Raw genomic sequence first — 25,505 nt, forward strand, 5'->3', positions numbered from 1 at the left:
GCGAACAATATCAGCAGGCACGCGCGGGAGTGTGCGGCACCCCCCACACTGCGGACAGCGTGCGGGCCGTGGTGCGGGCGCGAAAGTCGTTGGTCAGGTTACTCCCGTGCGGCCCGCGGCGGCAGCCCGAAATGCCGGACGCAGATCCGACAGAACGCTCACTCACCGCGTCGCTCGAATGTGGGCAGCGGCGAGCGCAGGGCCCAGGCGAGGTGGGCGCCCGTCCAGACCACCACGGCCGCGATGATCGCCACCCCCATGTCCGGCAGGCCGGGCCAGCCGGTGGCCGCCACGGCGGCCATCGCCACCCCGAGCACCACGATCTTCGTGGCGTAGGTGACCAGCCCCACCGACATGATCATCCGTGGATTGACGGCGTCGGCCCAGGCCACCGAGACGCCGGAGACCAGGTAGCTGACGACGACCAGCGCGATCCCGGCGGCCACGCCGGCCGCGCCGGTGCCGCCGCGCAGCACCGCCGCGGTCGGCACCGCGACAAGCGCGAGCACCCCGCAGGCCAGCAGCGGCAGGCGAAGGTGCGGCAGCCGCGCCCGGATGGCGCCGGGCTCGCCCGCGCGCGGCTCGCTCATCGGGGGTACGCCGGGAAGGCGGCGACCAGCGCGGCGACCTCGCCGGCGATCCCGGCGAGGGTGTCGGCGCCGCCCGGGGCGGCGGGATCGGTGCGTACGGCGCGGGCGATCAGCGAGGCGACCTGGCGCATCTCCGGCTCGCGCATGCCCTGGGTGGTGACGCTCGGGGTGCCCACCCGGATGCCAGAGGCAACCATCGGCTTCTGTGGGTCGTACGGGATCGCGTTCTTGTTCAGGGTGATGGTGGCGGCGTCGCAGCGCGCCTCGGCGTCGGCGCCGGTGACCCCGACCTCGCGCAGGTCCACCAGGGCGAGGTGGGTGTCGGTGCCCCCGGAGACCGGGCGCATCCCCTCGTCGGCGAGCCCGGCGGCCAGTGCCCGGGCGTTGGCCACCACCCGCTCGGCGTAGGCCCGGTACTCGGGCTGGGCGGCCTCGCGCAGCGCGACCGCCTTCGCGGCCACCGCGTGCATCAGCGGGCCGCCCTGGGTGAACGGGAAGACCGCCTTGTCGATGCGCTGGGCCAGCGACTCCCGGCAGAGGATCATGCCGCCGCGCGGCCCGCGCAGCACCTTGTGCGTGGTGGCGCAGACGACGTCGGCGTGCGGCACCGGCGACGGTACGGCCTGCCCGGCGACCAGCCCGATGAAGTGCGCGGCGTCGACCATCAGGTACGCACCGACCTCGTCGGCGATCTCACGGAACCGCGCGAAGTCGATCAGGCGCGGGTACGCCGTCGCACCGCAGATGATCATCTTGGGGCGGTGGGCCCGGGCGAGGTCCCGCACCTCGTCGTAGTCGATCAGCTCGGTGTCCGGCCGGACCGTGTAGCCGACGGTGTGGAACCACTTGCCGGAGAAGTTCACCCGGCTGCCGTGGGTCAGGTGGCCGCCGTGCGGCAGGTCCATGGCGAGCACCGTGTCCCCCGGCTGGACCAGCGCCGCGTACGCGGCCAGGTTGGCGCTCGCCCCGGAGTGCGGCTGGAGGTTGGCGTGCTCGGCGCCGAAGAGCTCCTTCGCCCGCGCGATGCCGATCTCCTCGGCCCGGTCGACCTCGGCGCAGCCGCCGTAGTAGCGCCGGCCCGGGTAGCCCTCGGCGTACTTGTTGGTCAGGGTGGAGCCGAGCGCGGCCAGCACGGCCGGCGAGGTGAGGTTCTCGCTGGCGATCAGTTGCAGGCCGCCCCGGAGCCGGTCCAGTTCGCCGAGCACCACCCCGGCGATCTCCGGGTCGGTCGCGCGGAGCTGGTCGAAGTCCGGCCCCCAGAAGGTGCTCGTCTCAGTAGCCACAGCGCCAGAGTCTATTGGGCCGCACACTGGAGACCGTGAGATGCCTGGTCACGGGAGCGACGGGTTACATCGGCGGGCGCCTGGCGCCCCGGCTGCTGGCCGAGGGGCACACGGTGCGGTGCCTGGCCCGCAAGGCGGGACGGCTGCGGGACGTGCCGTGGGCGGCGCAGACGGAGATCGTCGAGGGCGACCTACGCAGGCCGGAGACGCTGCCCGCCGCGTTCGCGGGCGTGGACGTCGCGTACTACCTGGTGCACTCGCTCGGCCAGGCCGGCTTCGAGGCCGCCGACCGCGAGGCCGCCACCCGGTTCGCCGAGGCCGCGCGCGCCGCGGGCGTACGCCGGATCGTCTACCTGGGCGGGCCGGAGCCGGCGGCGGACCGGGAGGTCCCGTCGGCGCACCTGCGCTCGCGGGCCGAGGTGGGGCGGATCCTGCTCGACAGCGGGGTGCCGACGGCGGTGCTGCGCGCCGCGGTGATCATCGGCTCGGGGTCGGCCTCGTTCGAGATGCTGCGCTACCTGACCGAGCGGCTGCCGGCGATGGTCACCCCGCGCTGGGTCCGCAACCGGATCCAGCCGATCGCCGTCCGCGACGTGCTGCGCTACCTGGCCGGCTGCGTCGACCTGCCGCCGGAGGTCAACCGCGCCTTCGACATCGGCGGGCCGGACATCCTCACCTTCCAGGACATGATGCAGCGGTACGCGCGGGTGGCCGGGCTGCGCCGGCGCGTCATCGTGCCGGTGCGACCGCTGACGCCGTCGCTCTCCTCGCACTGGGTCGGGCTCATCACCCCGGTGCCGAACGCCATCGCCCGGCCGTTGGTGGAGAGCCTGGTCCACGAGGCCGTAGCCCACGAGCACGACATCGCGCGGTACGTGCCGGACCCGCCCGACGGGCTGACCAGCTTCGACCAGGCGGTCGCGCTGGCCCTGTCGAAGGTGCGCGACGGCGAGGTGGAGACCCGCTGGTCGACGGCGAGCGGGCCCGACGCGACGGCCGAGCCGCTGCCCAGCGACCCGGAGTGGTCCGGCGGCACCGCCTACACCGACGTCCGCGAACGGGCGGTGCACGCGCCGCCGGAGGACCTGTGGCGGGTCATCGAGGGCGTCGGCGGCGAGCACGGCTGGTACTCGTTCCCGCTGGCCTGGACGATCCGGGGCTGGCTGGACCGGCTGATCGGCGGCGTGGGGCTACGCCGTGGCCGGCGCGACCCGCACCGCCTCCAGGTCGGCGAGGCGCTGGACTTCTGGCGGGTGGAGGAGATCGTGCCCGGCGAGCTGCTGCGGCTGCGCGCCGAGATGCGGCTGCCCGGCCGGGCCTGGCTGGAGATGCGCGTGCTCCCCGGCGCCGACGGCGGCAGCCGCTACCAGCAGCGGGCCGTGTTCCTGCCGCGCGGGCTACCCGGGCACGCCTACTGGGGTTCCGTCGCGCCCTTCCACGCGGTGGTCTTCGGCGGAATGGCCCGCAACATCGCCCGCCAGGCGGAGCAGGAGGCCCACCGGCCCGCCGCCTTCCTACGCCGCTGAGGCGGCCCCCGCGCGGGATCCGAGCCGCCCGCCGGGCCGCCCGCGCGGGCGCACCCGCCGGGGGGCGGGGCACGGCGGCTCGCGGGCGGGCTCAGTTGCCGGCGCGGGCGCCGGTGAGCTGGAAGGCGGTCGCCTCGCTCGGCGGCACGAAGTCGCGCACCGGCTCGTCGCGCAGCGCGAAGGAGAGCACCTCCCCCACCGCCTCGACCAGCTGCCTCTGCACCCGCTGGCCGACCGCGTCGCCCGGGTCGTCGGGGTTGGCGGCGATCGAGGCGACCGCGAGCTGTGGGGTGAAGGCGACCACGGTCTCCGTCGCGTACCCGTCCGAGCTGCCCGTCTTGCCCGCCACCGGCCGGCCGAGCTGCCGGTGCAGCCTCTCGGCGGTGCCGCGGTCGCACTCCCGGTACATCGACTGGTCGCCGACCGGGCAGCGGGCCGCGTCGGCCGCCGCCCGGGCCACGTCCACGTCGACCGCCTGGCGGCAGTTCGGCTGCGCGGCGGCCACCGGCCGGCCGGCGGCGTCGGCGATCGAGACGACCGGCAGCGGCGCGCACCACGACCCCTCGGCCGCCACCGCCGCGTACGCGCCAGCCAGGTCGAGCGGGGTGGTGGCGGAGACGCCGAGGGTGAACGGTCCCCACTCGCGCGCCCCGTGGCGGGCCAGCCGCGCGTCGTCCTCGGAGCGGAAGACGATGCCGAGCCGCTCGGCCATCTCCACCACCCGGTCCGCGCCGACCCGCTCGGTCAGCCAGGCGAAGTACGTGTTGACCGACTCGCCGAACGCGGTCCACATGGTGTGCCGGCCGTCCATCGAGGCGCTGGCGTTGCGCGGGCACCAGTACCCGTCGCAGCTCGCCGTCGCCTCGGTCACCGAGTAGTCCGTCACGATCCGCGCCGGCGCGTCGAACTCCGTGCTCAGCGGCAGCCCGGCCTCCAGCGCGGCCAGCATCGTGAAGAGCTTGAACGTGGAGCCGGCCTGGTAGCCCTCGATCGCCCCGCCCCCGGCGACCAGCTGGTTGACCGTGTTCGGGTGGTTCTTCTGCCCTGCCGGGTTGGCGGTCACGCCGTAGTTCCGGTTCACCGCCATCGCGAGCACCCGGCCCGTGCCAGGCTGGACCACCGCCGTCGGCGCCGCCCGGCGGTCGTCCACCGGATAGATCCGGCGGACCTGCTCGGTGGTGGCGCGCTGCACCGCGGGGTCGAGCGAGGAGACGATGGAGAAGCCGCCCCGGCGCAGCGTGAGCTGCCGCTCGTCGACCGTCGCGCCGAACGCCGGCTGCGCGTTCCACCAGCGGGTGAACCAGTCGCAGAAGAATCCCCAGTCGTTGTGCTCGGCCGGCACCGCCGTGCAGTCGTTCGGCGTCTGGCTGGGCCGCAGCTTCAACTGCTCGGCCTCGGCCAGGGCCGCCGCCTCGGCCGGCACCTGCCCGGACTCCACCAGCCGGTCGAGCACGTACGCCCGACGGGCGAGTGCCGCGTCCGCGTCGCCGTTGATGGGGTCGTCGGTGTGCGGGGAGCGGACCAGGCCCGCCAGCAGCGCCGCCTCGGCCAGGGTCAGCTCCGCCGGCGGCTTGGAGAAGTAGCGCCGGCTCGCGGCGGCCACCCCGTACGCGCCCGCCCCGAAGTAGGCGATGTTGAGGTAGCGGGTGAGGATCTCGTCCTTGGAAAGCTCCCGCTCCAGGGCCAACGCGTACCGCATCTCCTGGATCTTGCGGGCGGTGGTCAGCTCGCTGGCGGCGGCGCGCTGCCGCTCGCTGAGCCGGGGGTCGTTGCTGAGCACGTTGCGGACGTACTGCATGGTCAGCGTGGACGCGCCCTGCCTCGTCGTGCCGTCGCGCTGGTTGACCGCGAAGGCCCGCACCACGCCGCGCAGGTCGACGCCGCGGTGCTCGTGGAACCGGGTGTCCTCGGCGGCGATGATCGCCTGCCGCATCACCGGCGCCACCTCGGCCAGCGGCACGTCCACCCGGTCCTCCTGGTAGAAGGAGGTGATCAGGGTGGTGCCGTCGTTGGCGTAGAGGTTGGAGCGCTGGGGCGTGGGCGGCGTGCGCAGCGTGTTCGGCAGCTCCGAGTACGGCGCGGCGAGCGCCGAGAACCCGATCCCGAAGACCAGCGCGGCCGGGAGGGCCGCCACCGCGAGCGCCAGCCCGGCCAGCACGCCGGCGATCAGCACGGTGAACAGTTTGTCGAGGCGTGCCCGGGTCATCAGCTCTCCCCGCAGGAGCCGGTCAGGACCCACCCAGAATGACCCGAATGTCCCTCTTGACCGCGCCTTTCCCCCAAACCCGCAGGAAACTCACGCGCGGGGGTACCTCGGGCGGGTTACGGCAGGAGCGCGGCCGCGAGGGGGTGGACGGTCTCCTCGATCTCGTCGGCGACCCGGCTGAAGCACTGGTCGCCGCGACCCCACGGATCGTCGAGATCGTCGGTGGGCAGCGCCGAGGCGCCCAGGCGGGCGGCGTGCGCGGCCGCCACCAGGGCCACGCCCCGCGCGTACACCCCGTCGGGGGTCGCCTCGGCCGCCGGCAGCCCGGCGGCGTCCACCCCCGCGAGCAGCCGGCCGAACTCGCCCAGCACGAACGTGCGGGACGCGGCGTCGGGGCGCAACGCCACCACGTAGTCCTGCTGGTCGGCGGTGGCCGTGAGGACGAGGTCGGCGGCGTCGATGTGGTCCGACCGCAGCTTGCGCGCGGCGAAGCCGGCGACGCTGCCGCCCCGGGCGGTCACCTGGCGCGACGCCGGCGGGTTCATCTCCTCGCCGGCGTGCCAGCCGCCGGTGCCGGCGCTGTGGCTGTGCAGCAGCTCGTCGGCGCGCTCCGGATCGACCTCGCGGCGGGCCAGCCGTTCCCGCACGGCGAGGGCCAGCAGCCGCTCGGCCATCGGCGACCGGCAGATGTTGCCCATGCACACGTGCAGCACGGTGAACGGAGGCACTCAGACCCCCTGGCCGGCGAGGATGTCGGGCACCACGTCGCGGAGCTTCTCGATCGGGACGGCGCCCTGCCGCAGCACCTGCGGCACCTCGCCGGTGAGGTCGACGATCGTGCTCGGCACCGGGTCCGGGCAGGGCCCGGCCTCCAGGTAGGCCCGCACCGAGTAGGCGAGCTGGTCGCGGGCCTCCTCGGCGGTGAGGGCCGCCGGCTGGCCGGTCTTGTTGGCCGAGGCGACCGCCATCGGGCCGGTCTCGCGCAGCACCTCCAGCGCCACCGGGTGCAGCGGCATCCGCACCGCCACCGTCCCCGAGGAGTCGCCGAGATCCCAGCGCAGGCTGGGCGAGTGCGCCACGATGATGGTCAACGCCCCCGGCCAGAACGCCTCGACGAGGTCCCGGGCCGCCTGGGGCAGCGAGTAGACCAGGCCGTCGAGGGTGTGCCGGGAGCCGATCAGCACGGGCGGCGGCACCTGACGGCCACCCTTGGCGTCCAGCAGGGCCTTGACCGCGTAAGGGGTGAACGCGTCCGCGCCGATCCCGTAGACCGTGTCGGTCGGCAGGACGACCAGCTCGCCGTTCTTGACCGCCTCGATGGCAGCGGCGATGCCGCGGTCCCGGTCGGCGGGCGACCGGCAGTCGTAGAGCATCACGAGGAGTCAGTCTGCCACGTCGCCCCGGCGGCGGCGTGCTGGCCGTCCGCCCGGCGGGACGCGGTCGCGAAGCGGGGCCGCCCGGCCAGGTCCGGGTGGCCGGCGACCGCCTCGAACCGGCCGTCCGCCGCGAGCAGGTCGGGCACCGCCGTGCCGTGCGTGTCGTCGTGCTCCACGCCGAGCACCCCGCCCGGGCGCAGCAGCGCCGCCGCCCGGGCGATCACCGGACGGATCACCGCCAGGCCGTCCGCGCCGCCGAAGACCGCGCTCGCCGGGTCGTGCCGGCCCACCTCCGGGGGTACGGCGACGTCCGACGGCACGTACGGCGGGTTGCACAGCAGCACGTCGACCCGGCCCACCAGGTCGGCGAGCAGGTCGGCGGCGGTGACGTCCGCCGCCACCACCTCGATCGGCCGGTCCCCGGCGGCCGCCCGGGCCGCCGCGTTGCGCCGCAGCCAGGGCAGCGCCGCCGTCGACCGTTCCACCGCCACCACCCGGGCCGCCGGCAGCTCCTGGGCGACCGAGAGGGCGATCGCCCCCGAGCCGCTGCACAGGTCCACCACCAACCCGGCGCCCAGGCGTCGGCCCTGCGCGATCCCCCAGCCGGCGAGCAGCTCGGTCTCCGGCCGGGGCACGAAGACGCCCGGCCCGACGGCCAGCTCCAGGTGCCGGAAGCCGGCGCTGCCCGTGAGGTGCTGCAACGGCTCCCGCCCGGCCCGCCGCGCGACCAGCTCGTCGAACCGGTCGAGCTGGTCGGCGGTGAGATCGTCGGCCAGCGCCAGGCGCCCCCGGGGCACCCCGAGCACGTACGCGGCCAACTGCTCCGCCTCGGCCCGCGCCGAGGCGATCCCGGCGTCGGCGAGGGCGCGGGACGCCCGGGCCAACGCCACGGAAGGGCGCTGCCGTCTCGTCCCTTCGGACGGGTGTTGCGGCACGGTGGTCACGAGATAATCATGGGGCGTCGCGCTGGACATCACGAGCGGATGCGTCCGGACGCACACCGACAGGAGGTCGCGGTGGGTTGGCTCGACCGGGTCACCGACCAGGTTGACGCCCTGACGCGGGCGCGGACTCTCCAGGAGTCCAGCCGCTCCGCCGAGGCGTACGCTATCCTCGACCGGGTCATCACCACCACCACCGACCCGTACGCGCGGGCCGACGCCCTGGTGCAGCGCCTCTCCGCGGTGATCAACCTGGGGCGCACGGCGGAGTACACCCGGGCCGTCGAGGAGGCCTCCACCGCCGTCCGCGACCTCGCCGAGCCCTACCTGCTCGGGCACCTCAACGCGCTGGCCGCCCTCGCCGCGCACCACCAGGGCGCGCCGGACCGCTGCGTCACCCACCTCGTGAAGGCGGCGCGGGCGCTGGGCGCCGTGGCGGACCCCGACCGGGACACCGCGTGGGGCTGGCACGACCTGGCGATGGCCTACTCGTACCTCAGCTTCCACGGCTACGCCCTCGGCGCCATCGAACGGGCCCGGCAGCTCGGCGGCGCCGCCAAGATCCCCGAGGAGACCTTCGCCGCCCCCGGCATCCGGCTGCGCAACGCCGTGGCCCTGGACCACAACGGCGACAGCGACGGCTGCCTGCGGGTGCTGCGCGACGTCGCGGCCGACCTCGACCGGTTCCTGCGCAGCGGTCGGGCCGGGAAGCTGCGCCCGAGCAGCCTGGCCGCGTACGGCTACGCCGCCGCCCGGCAGGCGGCCCTCGGCGACCGGTTGGACGCCGACACGGATGCGGCCCCGGCCCGGCTGCTCGGCCACGGCGGCGACAGCGCCCGCGCCCGTGACATGCGCCAGCTCGGCCAGGTCTGCCTGGCCGTCGCCGAGGGGCGGCCGATCGAGGCCGTCACCCGGCTGGACACCGTCCAGGTCTCCACCGAGACGCTGGGCGCGGCCGAGCCGGCCCGGCTGCGCAGCATCGCCCTCGCCCGCGCCGGCGACCACGCCGGGGCGCACCGGGCCGACCGGCTGGCGTTCCGGCTGGCCGCCCAGCGCAACGACCGGCTCCGGGACGTCTACATCGACGGCATCGCCGCCCGCATCGACCACGAGGAGATGCGCCGCGAGGCGGCCCGCTTCGAGGGTGAGGCGTTGACCGACCCGCTGACCGGGCTGCCCAACCGGCGGCGGCTGGAGCGCTACATCGCCACCGTGGTCTCCCACGGCGACCGGGTGGTGATCGGCGTCTGCGACCTGGACGGCTTCAAGGCCGTCAACACCCGGCACGGGCACCACTCGGGCGACCTGGTGCTCCAGCGCATCGCCGGGGTGATCAACCGGGTGATGCGCCGGGGCGACTTCGTGGCCCGCTACGGCGGGGACGAGTTCGTGGTGGTGCTGCCCGGTGCCGGGATGGCCGAGGCGGCCGAGGTGGGCCGCCGCATCGACGCCGCGGTACGCACGGAGGACTGGGAGTCGCTGGTGCCCGGCACCCCGGTCGGCGTCAGCGTCGGCTTCGCCGAGGTGGGCGCCACCGGCCCGGGCCTGCGCGACGCCCTCGGCACCGCGTTCGAGGCCGCCGACCGCGCGATGCTGGCGGCGAAGACCCGCCCCCGCGCCTCCTGACCGCGCCGGCGGCGGGTCAGCGGCGGGTCAACTCGGTGTCGCCGGCCAGGCGGGCCGCGCGGTCGGCCTCGACGAGGGCGTCGAGCACCCCGTCCAGGTCGCCCGCGAGCGCCAGGTCCAGGTTGTACGCGGTGTAGCCGATCCGGTGGTCGGTGATCCGGTTCTGCGGGAAGTTGTACGTGCGGATGCGCTCGGAGCGGTCCACGGTGCGCACCTGCGCCTTGCGGGCGTCCGAGGCGGCCGCGTCGGCCTGCTCCTGCGCCGCCGCCAGCAGCCGGGCGCGCAGGATCCGCATCGCCTGCTCCCGGTTCTGCAACTGGGACTTCTCGTTCTGGCAGGAGACCACGATCCCGGTCGGGACGTGCGTGATCCGCACCGCCGAGTCGGTCGTGTTCACCGACTGCCCGCCCGGGCCGGAGGAGCGGAACACGTCGATGCGCAGCTCGTTCGGGTCGATGGTGACGTCGACGTCCTCTGCCTCCGGCAGCACCAGCACGCCGGCGGCGCTGGTGTGGATGCGCCCCTGCGACTCGGTGACGGGTACGCGCTGCACCCGGTGCACGCCGCCCTCCCACTTGAGCCGGGACCAGACGCCGTTGCCGCCCTCGGGCACGCCCTTGGTCTTGATCGCCAGCGAGACGTCCTTCACCCCGCCCAGGTCCGAGTCCTGGGCGTCGATGACCTCGGTGAGCCAGCCGCGCCGCTCGGCGTAGCGGGTGTACATGCGCAGCAGGTCGCCGGCGAACAGGGCGGACTCCTCGCCGCCCTCCCCCGCCTTGATCTCGACGATCACGTCCTTGGCGTCGTGCGGGTCGCGTGGGATCAGCAGCTCCGCCAGCCGCTCCTCCAGCCCCGGCAGGCTCGCCGCGATCGACTCCGCCTCGGCGGCGAAGGACGCGTCCTCGGCGACCAGCTCGCGGGCGGCGGCGAGGTCGGCGCGGGCCTGCTCCAGCTCACCGGCCGCCTTGTGCAGCGGCACCAGCTCGGCGTACCGGCGGCCGACCCGGCGGGCCGTGTTCTGGTCGGCGTGGATGGCCGGGTCCGCCAGCCGCTTCTCCAGCTCGGCGTACTCGTCGAGGAGGGTGGCCAGACGCTCGCTGCTCATGCGGGGGAGGCTCCTTCGACGACGAGGGCGGGACCAGTGGGAATACGGACGGCGCCCGCGTCCGGCACGAGACCGGACGCGGGCGCCGAACGAGGAGCTACTTGGCCTTCTTGGCCTGAACCTTGGCGTACTTCTGCTGGAACTTCGCCACCCGGCCCGCGGTGTCCAGGACGCGCTGCTTGCCGGTGTAGAACGGGTGGCAGGCGCTGCAGGTCTCGACGTGGATCGAGCCGCCCTTGGCGGTGCTGCGGGTGGTGAACGTGTTGCCGCAGGAGCAGCTGACCTCGGTGGTCACGTACTCCGGGTGGATGTTGGACTTCATCTCGCCTCGGTCCTCTCGTGGGTGGTCGCCGGGTCGCCGTCGGTGTCCGTCGCGGCGTGCGACGGGCTCGGGCGTGAACCGGAACCGGTGGCCGATTGACCAGTGTGCCATGGGCGGACGCCGGCCCGGCAATCGGGCCGCACGGCTGGTCCGGCATCGACAACGCCCGCCGCACCTCCCGCATTCCCGCAGCGTGGCCGGGCATTCACCCCGGCACGGCCGCCGTCCGGGCGTGCCCCGCGCGGGGCACGGCGCGGGAGGCGACGCGACCACCGACGTCCGGGTCGTCGCCCGACCGGCCGGCCCGCGCACTCCCGGGAGCGCGGAGGGCCCTCCGGACTCCCGGGAGTGCGCGAGGGCCCCCTCCGGACGGCTGCCGCCGGAAGGGGCCCTCCGCACCTGTCAGGCGGCCGGGGCCTGGGCGGCGGCAGTCAGGGTGATCGTGGCCTCGGCGTGCGCGCCGTTGACCGCGACGGCCAGCTTGACCTGGGCGCCGGGGCGCAGGGCCGTGAGCTTGCCGGTCGCCGGGTCGAAGCGGGCCACGTGCCACGGCCGCAGCCCGAGGACCGAGCCGACGTGCACGTTCGGCGAGGCGGACCAGTCCGCGCTCACCGGCGCCGCCACCGGCACCGTACGCCCGCCAGGCTGGGTCACCGCGGCGGTGACCGTCGCCGGGGCGCCGACCGCGACGCCGGCCGGGGCGGTCAGCGCGAGCGCGTCGACGTGCGCGTGGGTCTCGGCGGCGACCCAGCGCGGGCCCTCGACGAGCGGGTTGCGTCGCGCCCGGTCGGCCTCGGCCGGGCTCACCGGGTCCACCCCGAACTCGGTCCACCCGGTGAAGCCGCCCTGGTCGGCCGGGGTGGAGGGGTTCTTGCCCGCGTTGCCGTTGATCAGGTACGGCACCCCGTCGAGCCGGTCGGCGTGGAAGGTGCCGACGTGTCCGCCGACGAAGGCCGCGCCCTTGCCGGTGCGGTGCTGGAAGTCGGCCAGCCACTGCTCCAGCAGCGCCGCCTCCTTCCGGTCGCCGAGCTGGCTGGCCTTGGCCGGGCTGGGGTCGCGCGGCGGGTGGTGGTGCAGCACGACCACCGAGCCGACGGCCGGGTCGCCGGCCGCCGAGTCGAGCGCCTCGCGCAGCATCCGCACCTGGTCGAAGCCGCCGCCGCGCAGCGAGCCGGTCGACGAGTTCAGCGTGACGAACCGGGTGCCCTTGTGGTCGAAGGTGCGCTCGGTGTCGCCGAAGGCGGCCCGGAAGTTGGCGATCGGGGCGCCCATGATCTCGTGGTTGCCGGGCACGTAGTAGTACGGCACCTCGCCGCCGAGCTCCTCGTCCAGCAGCCGCTTGGCCAGCGCGAAGTCCGCCGGGTAGGCGGTGTCCACGAAGTCGCCGTTGATGACCAGGAAGTCCGGCTTCGCGGCCTTGACCTCGCGCAGCGTACGGCGGGCCTGGGCGACCAGGTCGCTGTCCGGGTTCGCCGCGACGAACTGCGCGTCGGACAGGACGGCGAAGCGCCAGGGCGCACCATCCACAGTGCCGTCGCGCAGCACCACCCGGTCGGTACGCGGCTTCTCGGCCGGCACGTCGACCGTCGGCGGCACCTTCGCCACCAGGTCGTCGATGATGACCTCGCTGCGGTACTGCGCGGCGGCGTTGGTCTCCGCCACGTAGAACCGGCGGACCCGCACCGGGTACTGCACCCCGGCGGGGACGGCGAACTCGACGTACTTCCAGCCCGTCCAGGTGATCAGCGGGCCGCGCAGCACGTGCTGGGTGTCCTGGGCGTCGTGCAGGTGCAGGCTGGGCCACTCCCCCGTGCCGTTGCCGTGGACCCACATGCCGAACGCCTGCGGCTGGCCGGGCACCGTGATCCAGGCCGGCGGGTCCGCGTACGCGGCCCGGGTGCCGGTGGACTGGCTGAAGTCGTACGTCATCTTCAGGCCCGTGCCGGTGCGGCCCGGCGCGGGCGCAACGGCGCCGCTGGCCCGGGCCTGGCTGAACTTCCAGGCCGCCGCGTCGTCGAAGCCGGCCACCGGCACGTCGGTGAGCCCGACGGTGACCGGCAGGACGGTGCTGTTGCGGCCGACGTGGACGGTGACCAGCGCCGAGCCGGTGTCCCGCAGGGCGGTGACGGCGAGGTTGCCGTCGGCGGTCGGGGCGATCTTCAGCAGGTCCCTGTCGTAGTCGAGCTTCAGGTCGGCCGGCTCGATGGGGGCGGTGTTGCCCTCGGCGTCGTAGCCGACGACGCCGAACAGCGCGCTGCCCTGGGCACCGGTCAGGCCGACCCGCTCCACGGTGGAGTCGATCCGGGCCAGCGGCCCGAGCACGGTCAGGTCGAGGGTGCCCCGGGCCGCGCCCCGCGAGGCGGTGACCGTGGTCTTTCCGGGCAACCCGGCACGGAACCGGCCCTTGCTGTCGACGACGCCGTGCACCGCCGGGTTGGCCCGCCACGTCGGCGCGCCGGCCGCCGGGCCGTACGTCTCGTCGTGGCCGGCGGCGGTGAGCCGCCGGGTCAGGCCGGGGAAGACACGGTCGGGTCGGCCGCCGCGCACCGGCGCGACGCCCGGGGCGGTCGTCGGGTCGCTGGCGGTCTCCAGCCAGTACCCGGTGAGCCGGCCACTGCCCTTGGGCGCGTAGATGGCCAGGCCGTTGGGCACGGCACGCTCACTGCCGTCGGACGGGCTGTTCTCCACCTGTACGGCCGCCGCGCCCGGCTCCCGGGCGAGCAGCGTGGACGAGCCGCCGCCGTCGAGGTTGAGCGCGTGGTGCGCGCCGAGTTCGGCCATCATGCGGCCCATCTCGGTCTGGGTGACGCCGCGGCTGTCGACCTGCCGGCCGTCCACGGTCAGCATGATCATGCGTCGGCCGTCGGCGGAGAAGCCGACGGAGGTACGCGGGGCCAGCGACGTGTCGGCGATGCTCTGCACCACCCCGTCGCGGACCAGCACGTTGCCGCCGCCGACCGCCGCGTGCAGGTTGCTGCCGTCGGCCGGCTTGGGCCGGTAGGCGACCGTCACCGCGTCGCCGGGGCGCAGCCCCGCGAGGGCGTCCGCACCCGCGTCGCGGCCGAGCAGCACGGTGGTGCCCGCCGGGACCGCCCCGCTGCCGGCCGTGCCGGCGACGGTGACGACGCGGCCGTCGACCACCGTGACCTCCGTCACGCGGGCGGCGCCGGAAACCGCACGCTCCCGGGTGTACGACCCCCAGAGCGCCGTGAACACGCCGATGCCGTTCGCCTGGATCATGTTGTTGAACTGCGTCAACGTCACCGGGCCGGTGGGCAGCGTCGCGGTGCCGTCGAAGTTCACCTCGATGACCCGGCCGAGCCCCTCGGTGGTGATCGCGACGGCGTTGCGGTGCCCGCTGACCGCCGACTGGACCAGTTGCCCGTTCCGGATCCCGACGCCCTGGGCGGCACCGGAGTTGTTGATGTCGAAGAAGTCGCCGTTGACCGCGGCAACCGCCCGGGCCGCGTCGACGGCGCCCCGCAGCGGCTCGGCCCGGCTGACCGCGCCGGAGTTGACGTAGTCCACGGTGAGGCCGCCGGTCAGGTCGGCCGTCAGCGCGTCCGCGCGCAGCCAGCCGTCGGCGTCGTACCGGTCGAAGGAGGTCAGGGCGAGGCCCGGGGCGACCGGGCGGGTGGTCTTGGCGGTCTCCAGCCCGCCGGCCGGCTCCACACCGGTCGGTGCGGCGGCGGCCGACGTGCTCGCGGCGGGATCGCCCGCGAGCGTCACGGAGTCCGCGGAGTACGAGGAGGCACGTGGTGCGTCCTCGGCCGCGGTGACGGAGGGATCGGTGGCCGGAGCGGGCGCACCGGCGTTCGCCGGCACCGTGCCGGCCAGGGTGAGCAGCGGCGTCAGCAGCAGGACGCCTGCGAGCCGGGCGGATCGTCTGCGGGTACGCATGGGCGACAGTCAACCGGACGGTGAATAGAAGTTTCAATACCTGCCAGCCAAAGCGAAGGAAAACTCCGCCCGTCGGGTTGCCACCGCCCTGAGCCGCAGCGCGGTCTGCGCCGCGCCGCACAGCCGCCGCGCCCACCCCCCTTCACCCTCCATCACGGAGCGTAGGGTCCGCGCTCCTCTCCCACCTCCGACTCCTTCCCCTTTGCTCTGCATCCACATAGGCACCAGGCACGCACGGTAAGCGGTGCGCATATGGATGCAGAGCAAAGGGAGCGTGGAGAGTGGTGTGGCGGCTCCGGCCCTTTCGGCGAATCACCTGGTCAACAGGCGTCAGCAGCGACAGCCCAGCCGTCGGGACGCGCCACTCGACCACAATCAATCACGCAGGGTGACGCCGGGTTCGAATCAGGCCTTGGTCACCGACAGCAACTCGGGCGATCGGCGATGTCGATGACCCGTGGCCGGCGCTGCCGGCAGCTCCGCCGCCAGAGACGACGAGACCAGGCCCGGAACGCGGGAGGGGCACGGCCGGACGGCCGTGCCCCTCCCGCTCGTCTCACCCGGGGATAGTCACTCCCCCGGCGTCGACTTCGCAATCTGCATCAGGAACTCGATGTTGGTGCGGGTCTGCTTGAGCTTGTCGAGCAGCAGGTCCAGCGCCGCCTGCGAGTCCAGCGAGTGCAGGACCTTCCGGAGCTTGTGGATGATGGCCAGCTCCTCCGGCGCGAGCAGGATCTCCTCCTTACGCGTGCCGGACGGGTGGATGTCGATGGCCGGGAAGATGCGCTTGTCGGCGATCTTCCGATCCAGCTTCAGCTCCGCGTTGCCGGTGCCCTTGAACTCCTCGAAGATGACCGTGTCCGCCATGGACCCGGTCTCCACCAGCGCGGTGGCGAGGATGGTCAGCGAGCCGCCGTTCTCGATGTTGCGGGCCGCACCCAGGAAGCGCTTCGGCGGGTAGAGCGCCGTGGAGTCGATACCACCCGACATGATCCGGCCGCTGGCCGGTGCCGCCAGGTTGTACGACCGGCCGAGGCGGGTCACCGAGTCGAGCAGCACGACCACGTCGTGGCCCAGCTCGACCAGGCGCTTCGCCCGCTCGATCGCCAGCTCGGCCACGGTGGTGTGGTCCTGCGGCGGACGGTCGAACGTCGCCGCGATGACCTCGCCCTTCACCGACCGCTGCATGTCGGTGACCTCTTCGGGCCGCTCGTCCACCAGCACCACCATCAGGTGGCACTCCGGGTTGTTGTGCGTGATCGCGTTCGCGATGGCCTGGAGCACCATCGTCTTGCCCGCCTTCGGCGGCGACACGATCAGCGCACGCTGGCCCTTGCCGAGCGGCATGACCAGGTCGATGACCCGGGTGGTGAGGATGTGCGGCTCGGTCTCCAACCGCAGTCGCTCCTGCGGGTAGAGCGGGGTGAGCTTGTAGAACTCCGGCCGGCGCTTGGCCTCGTCGGGCTCCATACCGTTGATGGTGTCCAGCCGCACCAGCGGGTTGTACTTGTCCCGCCGCTGCTCGCCGTCGCGCGAGGCGCGCACCGCACCGGTGATGGCGTCACCGCGCCGCAGGCCGTACTTCTTGATCTGCGACATGGAGACGTAGACGTCGTTCGGGCCCGCCAGGTAGCCGGTGGTCCGCACGAAGGCGTAGTTGTCGAGCACGTCGATGATGCCGGCCACCGGGACGAGCACGTCGTCCTCGCCGACCTGCGGCTCGCGCCCGCCGTCACGCCCGCCGTCGCCGCCCTCGGCACGCTCGCCGCGGCCACGGCGACGGTCCCGGAACCGGCTGCGCCGGCCACGCCGGCCGCCGCCCTCGTCGTCGTCGCCGTCGTTGTCGCGCTCGACCCGCTGGCCCCGGTCGCCGCGCTCGTTACGGTCGCGGTCGCCCCGCTCGGCACGCTCGCCACGATCGCTCCGCTCGTTGCGGTCACCGCGCTCGGCACGGTCACCGCGCTCGGCACGCTCAGCGCCACGCTCGGCACGGTCACCGCGCTCGGCACGGTCACCGCGCTCGTTGCGGTCGCCACGCTCGTTGCGGTCACCGCGCTCGGCACGGTCGCCACGCTCGGCACGGTCGCCACGCTCGGCACCGCGCTCCGCACGCTCAGCGCCCCGCTCGCTGCGGTCGCCACGCTCGGCACGGTCGCCACGCTCAGCGCCCCGGTCGCCACGCTCAGCGCCCCGCTCGGCACGGTCAGCGCCCCGCTCCGCACGGTCGCCACGCTCGGCGCGGTCACGGCCACGGCCCTCGGCACGCTCGCCGGCCTCGGCCTCGTCCGTACGCGTCTCGGCCGGACGGGCCTCCGCGGGCCGCTCCGCCGTGGGACGCGTCTCCGTCGGGCGGGCCTCCGCGGCCCGCGCCTCGGAGGTGGCGGCCCGGCTGCGCCGGGTCCGGCCACGCGGCTCGGCCTCGACCGCCGCCGGCTCGGCCGGAGCCTGCTCCGCGGCGCGCCGCTCGGCCGCCGGCCGCTCGGTGCTCTCGCGGACCTCGGCGGGGGCCTCCTCCCGGGTGGGAGCGGCAGCGGCCTCGGCCCGCGGTCGAGGGGTCCCGGCGGCGCCGCCGCCCTGCCGCTCGGAGATCGCGCTGATCAGCTCGCCCTTGCGCATGCGGGCCGTGCCCGAGATGCCGAGCGACGCGGCCAGGCTCTGCAGCTCCGGCAGCAGCATCGCCGACAGGCCGGTGCCGCTACGCCGACGACGGGCGGGGGCGGCGGCGGTGGTGGCATCGCCAGCGACGTTGGAAACATCCGACGTCACGTCGGTGGTGTCGCTCAATGGATTCCTTCCCTCGATAGGCCGGGACTGCCCGGGGTCGAAAAGCAAGGTGGCCGGGCGGCCTCGGTGCACCCGCCTCGCAAGGACGCGTCGCGGGAGTCTGTAACACAGCAGCCGGTCGGTTTCCCGACTCACCAAACGTCGGTGAGCAGGTCTCGCCGTCTGCGGCGACCTGTGAAGACTGCGGTGCGGCGTGGGCCTAGGCAGGGGTGACGGGCTGACCGCCGAAAGCTTCGGGGGTGCGCCGACCCGCAGGGAGATCGCATGCTTCGCGGCTGTGCTAAGTCTAGAGCGTAATCAACTCTTCCGACCTGCGGCAACAGGGTCCCGCTCTGCGTGTCCCAGTCTACCCCGGGCAACCTGTGCTCCGCGCCCGTCTGGATCCAACCGCCGGACCTGCCAACCTGTTCCCGCCTCGAAGCCCTCGGGCGGGTCGCTCAGGGCCAGCACGGTGGGGCCCGCACCGCTGACCACAGCGGCCACACCGGCCTCACGCAGCGCTTTCACCAGGGCGGCGGTGCCCGGCATGCCCGGCGCGCGGTAGTCCTGGTGCAGCCGGTCGACCGTGGCCGGCAGCAGCAGAACGGGGTCGGCGGTCAGCGCGTGCACCAGCAGCGCGGCCCGGCCGGCGTTGAGCGCCGCGTCGACGTGGGGCACGGTGGCCGGCAGCGCGGCCCGCGCTGCCGCCGTCAGGCCGCGCTCCGCCGGCACGAAGACCACCGGTCGTACGCCGTCGGCGACCGGCAGCGACACCGCGCGGGCGCCGGACGGCTCCGTCCAGGCCAGGGTGAAGCCGCCGAGCAGGCACGGCGCCACGTTGTCCGGATGGCCCTCGATCCGCGCGGCGAGGTGCAGCGCGGCGTCGTCGTCGAGGCGTGCCTCCCCGTCGGTGACCAGCGCACGGGCCAGCAGTACGCCGGCGACGATCGCCGCGGACGAGGAGCCCAGCCCACGGGCCTGCGGGATGCGGTTGACGCACTCCACCGCCAGCCCGGGCGGCTGCCCGCCGAGCACGTCGAAGGCCGCACGCATGGCGCGGACGACCAGGTGCCGGTCGTCGGTCGGCAGCTCCCCGGCGCCCTGCCCGGCCACGGCCACCGTGACGCCCTGCGCCGTCACCTCGGCGGCCACGTCGTCGTGCAGCGCCAGGGCGAGCCCCAACGCGTCGAACCCCGGCCCCAGGTTGGCGCTGGTGGCGGGGACCCGGACCCGGACCGGGCCGGAGGTGAAGTTCTTCGGCACGGGCTCATGGTAGGGCTGCGCACCGACGACGCGAATCTCCGCCCGCCGGCTGGGACGGGCCGGACGGCTGACTGCTCCGGCGGCCGGTGGCGGCGCTGTGGTTCCGTTAGCCTGGCCCGACCGACGGCGGCTGGAGGCAGGGATGCGCGAATTCGGGTACCTGGCGACGATGGCCGCCTTCGAGACGCCCACGGTGCTGGTGCTGCTGGTGGGCCTCGTACTGGTCGCGACCGCCGGGCAGCGGCTGCCCCGCAGACCCCGGATGCTGGCGCTGTCGGGGCTCGCCGTGCTGCTGGTCGGTGCGCTGCTCGGCGCGGCCTGGACGCTGCTGCTGCCCCGGGTGTTCGGCTCCGACTGGGGACGCTCGAACTTCCAGCTGCTGAACCTGGCCCACGGCGGGGTGCAGGCTCTGGCGTACCCCCTCGGGACGGGTCTGCTGGTCGCGGCCGTGCTGGCCGGGCGGCGGGCGCGCGGCGCGGAGGCCGGTCCGTTCGGCGACGGCGGCCAGCCGGTGCCGGCCGCGCAGCCGGTGCCGCAGGCGGGCGTGGGGTGGGACGCGGTGGGCGGAGCCGACGTGCCGGCGCAGTGGGACGGGCGGTCCCGGCCCGACGCGCCGACGGGCACCGCGCCGGACCGGCCCTGACCGCCGGGTGGGTCAGCGGGCGGGGGTCGGGGCCGGCTGCCCGGCCGGGTCAGTGAGCGAGAGCCGGCGGGTGGCGATCCGCCAGCCGATCGCGTAGACCACCGTGACCAGGCCGCAGGTGGCCAGCACCACCCGCTCGTCCACGGTGTCCACCACGGCGGCGACCGCGAGCTGGCTGACCGAGACGGCGAGGGTCGCGAGCATCATGTCGGTGGCGAAGACGCGGCCCCGCAGCCGGTCCGGCACCTCGCCCTGGAGGGCGAAGTTCGACATCACCCAGTTGCTGCCGCCCGCGAAGTGGGCGACGAAGACCAGGGCCAGCACCAGCGGGAACCAGCGGGCGACCGAGGTGCCGAGGTAGGCCAGGCCGTAGAGGGACATGGACAGCGCGAGCCCGGGCAGCAGCCAGGCCCGGTTGGTCAGCACCCGGCGCATCAGGATCGGCCCGACGAGCGCGCCTGCCCCGCGGACCGCGAAGAGCAGCCCGGTGCCGACGGGGCCCACGCCGTACACCGCCGCGAGCAGCGGAAACACCGTCAGCACGCCGTTGCCGAGGCCGACCGCCGACTTCACGGTGACCAGCGCCAGGACCCTCGGCCGGTGCCCGATGTAGCCCAGCGCCTCCCGGATCGCGGGCCACGTCCGCTGCACCGGCAGCGCCGCGTCGCGGGGCGCCTGCAACGGCCGGCGGATCAGCGTGGCCAGGCCCGCCGCGACCACCAGGCCCACGGCCGCCACCCAGAAGCAGGCGTACGGGCCGACGGCGGCGCTGAGCACGCCACCGAGGGACGCGCCGACGACGGTCATCGTGCCCCAGGCCGACCCCGCGACGGCGTTGCCGGCGGCCAGCTCGTCGGGGTCGAGCACGTTGGGCAGGGCCGCCTGGGCCGCCGGGGAGTAGAACGCCTTGGCGACCGCCACCACGCCGATCCCGGCCATCGCCAGCCAGGCGGTCCCCGCGCTGCGCACCCCGAGCAGCAGCAGCACGCCGAGCAGGGCTGCGACGTTCGAGATGATCATGATCTTGCGGCGGTCGAAGCGGTCCGCGATCGTGCCCGTGTACGGCAGCAGCAGCGCCACGATCCCGGTGTCGACGGCGAGCACCAGCGCGCCCCACACGCCGCTGCCGGTCAGGTCCGGCAGCAGCACCAGCAGCGGCACCATGACGAACCAGTCGGCGCCGAAGACCACCAGCTCGGCGAGGAACAGATTGCGGAAGTTGCGGTTGTGGGTGAGGACCGAGACGGTGGACGGCACGTCCGGGACCCTACCGGGCGGCGACCGGCGGGCCGGGCGTACGGCGGGTACCTGCCCGAACGCGGACACCCCCGGCGGGTGAGACCCGTCGGGGGTGTCCGCCGACCGCCGTTACTCGGCCGGCGGCAGCGGGGACTTGCGGCTCTTCGGCAGCCGCAGCACCTCGAACTGGTCGGTGCCGTCCACCAGCGCCCCCGACGGCGTCGGCCGGGGCACCGGGGCGCCCGCGCCCTCGGCGGTGGACGCCGGGCCCGCGGGCACCGGGACCGGCTCGGCGGCGGGCGTCCCACCGTCGTCGCCGGCCGGGTCGCCGTCGCCCGTGCCGGTGGCCGGGGCCACGCCGCCGGAGCGGCGGGCCCGGCGGGCACGGAACGACTCCTTGGTGTTCTCCGCCATGGCGTAGAGCGTCGGCACCAGGATCAGGGTGAGCAGCGTCGAGCTGAGCAGACCACCGATCACCACGATGGCCAGCGGCTTGGAGATGAAGCCGCCCTCCCCGGTGAGGCCGAACGCCATCGGCAGCAGCGCGAAGATGGTGGCGACCGCGGTCATCAGGATCGGCCGCAGCCGGCGCCGGCCGCCCTCGACCACCGCCTCCTGGACGCCCATGCCCTGGGCCCGGTACTGGTTGACCAGGTCCAGCAGCACGATCGCGTTCGTCACCACGATGCCGACCAGCATGAGCACGCCGATCAGCGCCGGCACGCCCAGCGGGGTGCCGGTGGCGAGCAGCAGGCCGATCGCGCCGGTCGCCGCGAACGGGATGGAGACCAGCAGGATCAGCGCCTGGACCAGGCTGCGGAACGTCGCCACCATGATCAGGAAGACGATCGCGATGGCCGCGAGCACGGCCAGACCAAGGTCGGCGAAGGCCTCCTCCTGGTCGGCGCTGACCCCGCCGATCTCGAAGCTCGCCCCCGGCACCTTGATGCCGTCCAGCTTCTTCTGCAACTCCTGCGTGATGGCCCCGAGGTTCGAGCCGGTGGCCGTACCGGTGACGGAGACGCTGCGCTCGCCGTCGATCCGGCTCACCTGCTGCGGGCCCTCGGTCTGGGTGACCTCGGCGATGTCGTCGAGCTTCACCGGCCCGACCGGCATCGCGCGCAGCTCCGCCACCGTGGTCGGCGGCTTGCCCGCGAACCGCAGCACCACGTCGCGCTGCCCCTCGTCGAGCGTGACCTGCCCCAGGGGCGAGCCCCGGAACGCCTGCGCCACCACCTGGCCGACGGCGGCCTCGGTGAGCCCGACCCGGCCGGCGGCGACCCGGTCGACGGTGACGTCGACGCGCGGCACCCGCGTGGCGAGGCTCGTGGAGACGTCCTCGACGCCCGCCAGCCCGGCCATCGCCGTACGGACCTCCTCGGCGGCCCGGGCCAGCGCCTCCTGGTCGGCGCCCTGCACGACCACCTCGATCTGGTTGGCCGCCGCCCCGCCCTGACCGGCGCCGAAGCTCACCTCACCGATGCCCGGGCCCAGCGCGTCGAACTCCCGGCGCAGCTTCTCCCGCATCTGCTGGGCGTCGGTGCCGTCGCCGAGGGCCAGCGACCAGTTGGCGACGTTGTTGCCGCCGCCGCCGAACGGGTTGTCCCCGCCGCCGGCCGTGACCTGGTACGTCTCGACGTCCTCGGTACGCTCCAGCACCGCCTCGATCTGGCGGGCCGCCGCGTCGGTGCCGGCCAGCCCGGTGCCCGCCGGCAGCTCCTGGGTGATGCTCAGCGTGTCCTGGCCGGAGTCGTCGATGAAGTTGGTCTCCAGCTGCCGGGACAGGCCGAAGGTGCCGAAGAGCACGAGCATGCCGAGCCCGAGCGTGATCCACCGGGTGGCCCGCTTGCGGGTCGCGAACCCGATCACCGGCAGGTACGCCCGCTGCAACGGGCTGCGCAGCTCCTTCTCCTCCGCCGCCCGGCGCAGCGCGGCGTCGTCCGCCGTGCCGGTCGGCGGCTTCAGGAACCAGTACGCGAGCACCGGAATGACGGTCAGCGAGACCAGCAGCGAGGCGAGCAGGGCCACCGTGACGGTGATCGCGAACGGCGCGAAGAGCTGCCCGACGAAGCCGCCCACCAGCGCGATCGGCGCGAAGACGGCCACCGTGGTGAGGGTGGACGCGGTCACCGCCCCGGCCACCTCGCGGACGGCCGCGAGGATCGCCTCCCGCTTCGGCTCGCCGTACTCCAGGTGTCTCTTGATGTTCTCCAGCACGACGATCGAGTCGTCGACCACCCGGCCGACCGCGATGGTGAGCGCGCCGAGGGTGAGCAGGTTGAGCGAGTAGTCGCCGATCCAGAGGGCGAGCAGCGCGACCACCACCGAGAGCGGGATGGAGACCGCGGTGACCAGCGTGGAGCGGACCGACAGCAGGAAGACCAGGATGACCACGACGGCCATGACCAGGCCCAGCAGGCCCTCGGTGGTCAGGGTCTCGATGGACTTCTCGACGAACGGCGCCTGGTCGAAGACGACGGTCAGCTCGGCGCCGGAGGCCCCCCGCAGGTCGGCGAGGCGGTCACGGATCTCGTGGGAGATCTCCACCGCGTTGCCGTCCGGCGCGGCGGTGATCGCGATACCCAGGCTGTCCTTGCCGTTCGTGCGGGTGATCGCGGTGGCCGGGGCGAGCTGCTGCTCGACGGCGGCCACGTCGCCGAGGCGGACCGGGGCCGCCCGGCCCGTCGCCGGCGCGACGACGACGCCACGCAGGTCGTCCAGCGTCGCCAGCCGGGTGCCGACCTGCACGGGGAGGGCACGGGTACCGTCGGTCACCGCACCGGCCGGCACCGTCACGCCGTTGGTCTTCAGCGCCGCGCCGAGGGCGGTCGGCAGGAGCTTCGCGGCCGCCATCTTGGCCGGGTCCGGGGTGACCACCACGACGTCGTCGCGGGCACCGGTCAGCTCGACCGTCCGTACCCCCTCGATCGCCTCCAGCTCCGGCACGACCGTGCCCCGCAGCTTCTCCGCGAGGACGCGCTGGTCGTCACCGCCGGAGGCGGCGAGCACCACCGCGGGCAGGTCGTCGGTGCTGCCGGCGATGACCTGCGGGTCGACCCCCTCCGGCAGCTGCGCGTCGATCCGGTTGAGCGCGGTCTGCATCTTGTTGACGACGTCGTCCAGGTCGGTGCCGAACTCGTACTGGACCTGGACGGTCGCCGATCCCTCGCGGGAGGTCGAGGTGACCTGGTCCAGCCCGGGGATGCCCTGGAGGCTGTTCTCGATCGGCTCGGTGACCTGCGACTCGACCACCTCGGGCCCGGCGCCGGGATAGACCGCCACGATGAACGCGGCCGGGAACTCCAGCGACGGCAGGAGCTGCTGCTTCAGTGACGGTACGGCGAACGCCCCGAACAGCGTGGTCACCACCGCGATGAGGGCGATCAGCCCCCGGTTGGCGAGGCTGAATCTGGCGAGCAGCGACATCGGCGTGACTCACTCCTGGAAAGGCGATTGGCGGGGGTACGGATTCTCTCCCACCCCGCGCGGGCGGCCCCGCTCGCCCCTGCCTCCGTCCGATGCACAGGACTCGCCTCCGCCGCGCGGCGTCCCTCCCCGCCACCGTCGGCCCGACCCGGCCGGCCTCGGCCCGACCCCCGGGGCTCAGGCCAGGTCGAGACAGCGGGCGGCGGCCAGGGGGTCGTTGGCGATGGTGGTCGGCACGGGAGCGGTGGAGATGGCCCACTCCGGGTCCTTCAGGCCGTGGCCGGTGACCGTACAGACCACCGTCGAGCCGGCCGGGACCCGACCGGCGGCGGCCTGCTGGAGCAGGCCGGCCACGCTGGCCGCGCTGCCCAGCTCGACGAAGACCCCGACCTCACGGGCCAGCAGCCGGTACGCGGCCAGGATCTCCCGGTCGGTGACGGCGGCGATCAGGCCCCCCGAGGCGTCGCGGGCGTCGACCGCTCTGGTCCAGCTCGCCGGGTTGCCGATCCGGATGGCGGTGGCGATCGTGGACGGCTCGCGGACCACCTGCCCGCTGACGATCGGGGCGGCGCCGGCCGCCTGGAAGCCGTACATCTTGGGGGTTCGGGTGGCGTTGCCGTCCCGCAGCTCCTCGCAGTAGCCCATCCAGTAGGCGGAGACGTTGCCCGCGTTGCCGACCGGCAGGCAGTGGATGTCGGGTGCCTCGCCCAGCGCGTCGACGATCTCGAACGCGGCCGTCTTCTGGCCGTGCAGCCGGTCGATGTTGACCGAGTTGACCAGGGCCACCGGGTAGTCCTGGGCGAGCTTGGCGGCCAGCGAAAGGCAGTCGTCGAAGTTGCCGGTGACCTGGAGCAGCTTCGCCCCGTGCACGAGCGCCTGGGCCAGCTTGCCCAGCGCGATCTTGCCCTGTGGCACGAGCACCGCGCAGGTCAGCCCGGCGCGGGCCGCGTACGCCGCGGCGGAGGCGCTGGTGTTGCCGGTGGAGGCGCAGATGATCGCCTTGTTGCCGGCCTCCACGGCCTTCGAGACCGCGAGCGTCATGCCCCGGTCCTTGAACGAGCCGGTCGGGTTGGCGCCCTCCACCTTGAGGTGCACGTCGCAACCGAGCCGGGCGGAGAGCACCGGGGCTGGCAGCAGCGGGGTGTTCCCCTCGTGCAGGGTCACGACCGGGGTGGCGTCGGTGACCGGCAGCCGGTCCCGGTACGCGTCGATCAGACCCCGCCACATGTCGCTCTCCCTCGCCTCGTAACGCCCCGCCGCGCGGGGTGCCCCTTGAGCCTGGACCAGCATCGCCGG

Annotated in this window: 17 protein-coding genes; 3 read left to right on the forward strand and 14 right to left on the reverse strand. The window is 74.3% G+C overall.

Going from position 1 to position 25,505, the window contains the following annotated elements:
- Positions 1-158 precede the first annotated feature (158 nt).
- Positions 159-590: a hypothetical protein gene (locus CLT72_RS16120; RefSeq protein WP_101412551.1), complete on the reverse strand. Its 432-nt coding sequence runs from the start codon at positions 588-590 to the stop codon at positions 159-161.
- Positions 587-1,873: a serine hydroxymethyltransferase gene (locus tag CLT72_RS16125; protein WP_199184579.1), complete on the reverse strand. Its 1,287-nt coding sequence runs from the start codon at positions 1,871-1,873 to the stop codon at positions 587-589. The genes CLT72_RS16120 and CLT72_RS16125 overlap by 4 nt, the downstream gene beginning before the upstream one ends.
- Positions 1,874-1,908: 35 nt before the next feature.
- Between CLT72_RS16125 and CLT72_RS16130 the strand changes: the two genes are divergently transcribed.
- Positions 1,909-3,399, forward strand: a complete 1,491-nt coding sequence (locus CLT72_RS16130) for an SDR family oxidoreductase (RefSeq protein ID WP_101412553.1) — start codon at positions 1,909-1,911, stop codon at positions 3,397-3,399.
- 91 nt (positions 3,400-3,490) lie between these two features.
- Here CLT72_RS16130 and CLT72_RS16135 read toward each other — a convergent pair whose 3' ends face one another.
- The 4 genes from CLT72_RS16135 to prmC form a co-directional block, all read right to left on the reverse strand.
- Positions 3,491-5,605, reverse strand: a complete 2,115-nt coding sequence (locus tag CLT72_RS16135; RefSeq protein WP_101412554.1) for a transglycosylase domain-containing protein — start codon at positions 5,603-5,605, stop codon at positions 3,491-3,493.
- 116 nt (positions 5,606-5,721) lie between these two features.
- Positions 5,722-6,333 (reverse strand): arsenate reductase/protein-tyrosine-phosphatase family protein, encoded by a 612-nt coding sequence (locus tag CLT72_RS16140; protein WP_101412555.1) that lies wholly within the window; start codon positions 6,331-6,333, stop codon positions 5,722-5,724.
- The gene (locus CLT72_RS16145; RefSeq protein WP_089003235.1) at positions 6,334-6,978 is read right to left on the reverse strand and encodes an L-threonylcarbamoyladenylate synthase; all 645 of its coding nucleotides are present in this window, start codon (positions 6,976-6,978) and stop codon (positions 6,334-6,336) included.
- On the reverse strand, positions 6,978-7,955 hold the full coding sequence (prmC, locus tag CLT72_RS16150) for a peptide chain release factor N(5)-glutamine methyltransferase (protein ID WP_101415203.1): 978 nt from the start codon (positions 7,953-7,955) through the stop codon (positions 6,978-6,980). The genes CLT72_RS16145 and prmC overlap by 1 nt, the downstream gene beginning before the upstream one ends.
- Before the next feature lie 42 nt (positions 7,956-7,997).
- Here prmC and CLT72_RS16155 point away from each other — a divergent pair, with 42 nt between their 5' ends.
- The gene (locus CLT72_RS16155; protein ID WP_101415204.1) at positions 7,998-9,548 is read left to right on the forward strand and encodes a GGDEF domain-containing protein; all 1,551 of its coding nucleotides are present in this window, start codon (positions 7,998-8,000) and stop codon (positions 9,546-9,548) included.
- A gap of 16 nt (positions 9,549-9,564) precedes the next feature.
- On the opposite strand, the gene prfA is transcribed toward CLT72_RS16155, so the two are convergent.
- The 5 genes from prfA to thrB all read right to left on the reverse strand — a co-directional run bounded on the left by prfA (position 9,565) and on the right by thrB (position 18,901).
- Positions 9,565-10,653 (reverse strand): peptide chain release factor 1, encoded by a 1,089-nt coding sequence (gene prfA, locus CLT72_RS16160; RefSeq protein ID WP_101412556.1) that lies wholly within the window; start codon positions 10,651-10,653, stop codon positions 9,565-9,567.
- Positions 10,654-10,750: 97 nt separating this feature from the next.
- On the reverse strand, positions 10,751-10,975 hold the full coding sequence (gene rpmE, locus CLT72_RS16165) for a 50S ribosomal protein L31 (protein WP_088998650.1): 225 nt from the start codon (positions 10,973-10,975) through the stop codon (positions 10,751-10,753).
- 402 nt (positions 10,976-11,377) lie between these two features.
- A complete protein-coding gene (locus CLT72_RS16170) occupies positions 11,378-14,875 on the reverse strand; it encodes a phosphodiester glycosidase family protein (protein WP_101412557.1) in 3,498 nt (1,165 codons plus the stop codon).
- Positions 14,876-15,445: 570 nt separating this feature from the next.
- Positions 15,446-17,659 carry a transcription termination factor Rho gene (gene rho / locus CLT72_RS16175; protein WP_101412558.1) on the reverse strand — a complete coding sequence of 738 codons (2,214 nt, stop codon included), beginning with the start codon at positions 17,657-17,659 and terminating at the stop codon, positions 15,446-15,448.
- A gap of 297 nt (positions 17,660-17,956) precedes the next feature.
- Positions 17,957-18,901: a homoserine kinase gene (thrB, locus tag CLT72_RS16180; RefSeq protein WP_101412559.1), complete on the reverse strand. Its 945-nt coding sequence runs from the start codon at positions 18,899-18,901 to the stop codon at positions 17,957-17,959.
- Positions 18,902-19,043: 142 nt separating this feature from the next.
- On the opposite strand from thrB, the gene CLT72_RS31955 reads away from it, so the two are divergent.
- Positions 19,044-19,544 carry a hypothetical protein gene (locus CLT72_RS31955; protein ID WP_101412560.1) on the forward strand — a complete coding sequence of 167 codons (501 nt, stop codon included), beginning with the start codon at positions 19,044-19,046 and terminating at the stop codon, positions 19,542-19,544.
- 12 nt (positions 19,545-19,556) lie between these two features.
- Here CLT72_RS31955 and CLT72_RS16190 read toward each other — a convergent pair whose 3' ends face one another.
- The 3 genes from CLT72_RS16190 to thrC all read right to left on the reverse strand — a co-directional run bounded on the left by CLT72_RS16190 (position 19,557) and on the right by thrC (position 25,436).
- Positions 19,557-20,801 (reverse strand): MFS transporter, encoded by a 1,245-nt coding sequence (locus CLT72_RS16190; protein WP_101415205.1) that lies wholly within the window; start codon positions 20,799-20,801, stop codon positions 19,557-19,559.
- A 111-nt stretch (positions 20,802-20,912) separates the two neighbouring features.
- On the reverse strand, positions 20,913-24,209 hold the full coding sequence (locus CLT72_RS16195) for an efflux RND transporter permease subunit (protein WP_101412561.1): 3,297 nt from the start codon (positions 24,207-24,209) through the stop codon (positions 20,913-20,915).
- 177 nt (positions 24,210-24,386) lie between these two features.
- A complete protein-coding gene (gene thrC, locus CLT72_RS16200; protein ID WP_101412562.1) occupies positions 24,387-25,436 on the reverse strand; it encodes a threonine synthase in 1,050 nt (349 codons plus the stop codon).
- Between the last annotated feature and the right edge of the window lie 69 nt (positions 25,437-25,505).

The sequence above is a fragment of the Micromonospora sp. CNZ309 genome, assembly GCF_002846525.1.